The sequence below is a fragment of the Enterococcus sp. genome, assembly GCF_022711995.1.
Lineage (GTDB): Bacteria > Bacillota > Bacilli > Lactobacillales > Enterococcaceae > Enterococcus_D.
This window is the reverse complement of record NZ_JALAHI010000010.1, coordinates 1-3015: the sequence shown is the minus strand read 5'-3', so window position 1 is coordinate 3015 and position 3015 is coordinate 1. Positions and strand designations below refer to the sequence as shown.

The following is a 3015-nucleotide window of genomic DNA, read 5'->3' as shown; positions in this document are numbered from 1 at the left end:
TTAGGTGGTTGTTGTTATATCAATATTCTAAAGAACTGGTTTTTAAAAAAGCTCTCAGATGCAACGAAGAAAATTTGAAAGGCAAAGAGTTATACGATCGAGAAATTCCCAAAGAAAGAGACGATCATTTATCCATTGGAAAAACACTTCTCAAATGATAAGAAGTGTCTTCATCAATTTTGGTTCAATAAAGTCACCTCGCTGGTTTTTCCCTTCGTATATTTAGACAACCTAATGATAAATTCTTGCAAAAAGAGGTTTGTATCTGAGACAGGAATTCGTAAGTTGAGAATTATGTGGGTTTAATGTCGTAGGAGATGATTTTTTCAATAACCGTCACAATTTCCTCAGGAGATTCTTTGAAATCTCGTTTTACCCATTCTTGTACGACTCCCAATACTGCATTAGAGAGAAATGCTAGAAAATAGTATTTCTCTATTTCGTTTTTTAAGGAAATATCTAAATAAGGAAGGATATTTATTTCTCCATTTTTTTTCAGAAGATCGATCATGTTTTCTTGAATGGTAGTTGAGCCGTTTTTTCCCAATAAGAGACCAAACAATCTTCCCTCTCTTTTTAAAAGAGTAGAGACTTGAAGAAGCATTTCATGCATCCCTTGACCGATGGTTTGATTTATTACGTGATTGATTTTATCTAAGTACTCCAATTGATATTCTTGAATCAAATGGAATTTGTCTTCAAAATGATTATAAAAGGCCGAACGGGAGACCATTCCTTCTTCCACAATGTCTTTCACAGTAATCTCGGTGAATGTTTTTTTCTGTAGTAAGGTTGTTAACGCATCATATATCCGTTCTCTTGTTCGATAGTAGCGTACGTCTTTCGATTTGCTCATCTGTTGATCCTTTCTCAATAATAAAACACACATTGATGTTGCGTGTCCTTTAAAGTATGTATTGCTTTTCTTTTATACAAATGTGTTTATAATACGTATTATACTAGAAATGGACACGGTGTCCATTAATTTTCGGAGGAAGAATGAATGACTAAGAATATTGCCGAATTGGTTTCTGCTAATAAAACCTATGATAAAATTCAAGTGCTTAAAAATGTGAACATGACGTTGGAAGCAGGGAAGATTTTAGGTTTAATTGGGCCATCGGGAGCGGGAAAGACAACAACGATCAAATGTCTCATGGGGATGGAAAAACTAGATTCAGGTTCTGCAAGAGTTTTTGCTACAGATATGCCCAATAGAAAGATTTTAGGAAAAATAGGTTACATGGGGCAAAGCGATGCCTTATATGAAAATTTAACCGCCCATGAAAATCTTACCTTTTATGGAAATTTGATGGGGATTTCTGGTAAAAAACTTTCTGATGCGATAGCAACATCTATGGCGTTAGTTCACTTAACAAAATTTCTTGACAAACCCGTATCGACTTTTTCAGGAGGGATGAAGAGACGGTTGTCCTTGGCAATAACTTTATTTTCAAATCCTGAATTAATTATATTGGATGAACCGACAGTAGGAATCGACCCTAGTCTTCGGGTTGAAATTTGGGGTAGACTAAGAGAACTTGCCAAAGAAGGAAAAGGCATTATTGTTACCACCCATGTGATGGATGAAGCTGAAAAATGTGACTATGTGGGGCTGATTATTGAAGGAGAAGTTTTTGCATTAGATACTCCTGGAAATTTAAAAAAGCAATTTAATGTTCCTACTATTGAAGACGTCTTTTTAAAAGCGGAGGGCCATGAACAATGAGAATAATAGCGATGACCAAGCGAGTGATCAAAGAAATCGTCAGAGATAAACGGACAGTTGCTTTAATGCTGCTTGCTCCGATCTTGTTGATCACACTGTTGAATTTTGTATTTACTTCTACTTCAGACACAAAGCTGCAGATTGGTGTAGATGATACTGTTCCCAATGAAATCCTTCAAGCCTTTCCTTCAGAGGTAAAGATAACCCATTTTTCTACTAAGGAAAAAATGGCGGAATCAATCCTTTCCAATAAGCTGGATGCTTCAATCTCGATAGATAATGGTGTCATTCATGTATCCTATGAAAACGAGGACCCCAGCAACACAGCGCAAGTAAAAGCGATACTCGGAAATGTTTTGACAACGAATAAGATCCAAACCTTAACAAAAGCAGTAAAACAAGCCGCCGAAACGACAGGGAAAGTTCCGAGCTTGGAGAATTATACTATCGAGAATCAGTACATTTATGGTTCAGAAGACAGTAGCTTTTTTGATAAAATTTTTCCAGTTATCATAGGATTTTTGGTCTTCTTTTTCGTCTTTTTAATTTCTGGGGTGGCTCTTCTTAGAGAACGTACGACTGGAACGCTAGAACGTTTACTGGCAACACCAATCAAACGAAGTGAGATCGTTATTGGTTACCTGATTGGTTTTGGGGTATTTGCTGTGGTTCAGACACTTCTCATCGTTTTCTATTCCATTTATGCTTTGAATTTAGAAATTGTGGGGTCAATTGGTTGGGTATTAGTAATAAATATTTTAGTTGCTTTAACTGCATTATCAATGGGTGTATTTATTTCAACTTTTGCAAATACTGAATTTCAAATGGTTCAATTTATTCCAATCGTCGTTATACCGCAAATTTTGTTTTCGGGTATTATTTCACTTGATACGATGGCCAATTGGGTAAGAATCATTGGCTATTTTCTTCCATTATCTTATGCCGGAAATGCGCTGACAGCTGTCATTGTCAGAGGAGAAGGATTTAACGGGATATCTATGGAATTAGGTGTCCTGCTGCTTTTTATTGTGGTTTTTACCATACTGAATATTATTGGGTTGAAACGTTATCGGAAAGTTTAGGTAGTGAGGGCAGATACATCAAGTCATACCTGACATTGCGTGAAAAAGGAAAATCATTATCTGTTTTATCATGATGTTCAATAGATCATGGGGCTCTAGCGAATAATGAATTAGGCAATATTTTCGATTCTTTTCATAAAAAAAAGCCTTAAAAAGGCTGTATGGATAAAGCGTATTTATAATGTCAAAAGATATCTATAAAAG

Annotated in this window: 3 protein-coding genes; 2 read left to right on the top strand and 1 reads right to left on the bottom strand. The window is 35.8% G+C overall.

Going from position 1 to position 3015, the window contains the following annotated elements; genetic code table 11:
* Window positions 1-292 precede the first annotated feature (292 nt).
* Complete coding sequence (locus Q0A12_RS00685; protein ID WP_291290806.1) at window positions 293-856, bottom strand: TetR/AcrR family transcriptional regulator; 564 nt, start codon at window positions 854-856, stop codon at window positions 293-295.
* A 147-nt stretch (window positions 857-1003) separates the two neighbouring features.
* Here Q0A12_RS00685 and Q0A12_RS00680 point away from each other — a divergent pair, with 147 nt between their 5' ends.
* Both Q0A12_RS00680 and Q0A12_RS00675 read left to right on the top strand, forming a co-directional pair.
* Window positions 1004-1729 carry an ABC transporter ATP-binding protein gene (locus Q0A12_RS00680; protein ID WP_291290805.1) on the top strand — a complete coding sequence of 242 codons (726 nt, stop codon included), beginning with the start codon at window positions 1004-1006 and terminating at the stop codon, window positions 1727-1729.
* Window positions 1726-2811: an ABC transporter permease gene (locus tag Q0A12_RS00675; RefSeq protein ID WP_291290804.1), complete on the top strand. Its 1086-nt coding sequence runs from the start codon at window positions 1726-1728 to the stop codon at window positions 2809-2811. The genes Q0A12_RS00680 and Q0A12_RS00675 overlap by 4 nt, the downstream gene beginning before the upstream one ends.
* Window positions 2812-3015: the final 204 nt, after the last annotated feature.

Bases quoted from the DNA above. Each gene is read 5' to 3' on its own strand.
- Q0A12_RS00680 (WP_291290805.1), top strand. From the start codon at position 1,004: ATGACTAAGAATATTGCCGAATTGGTTTCTGCTAATAAAACCTATGAT.
- Q0A12_RS00675 (WP_291290804.1), top strand. From the start codon at position 1,726: ATGAGAATAATAGCGATGACCAAGCGAGTGATCAAAGAAATCGTCAGA.
- Q0A12_RS00685 (WP_291290806.1), bottom strand. From the start codon at position 856: ATGAGCAAATCGAAAGACGTACGCTACTATCGAACAAGAGAACGGATA.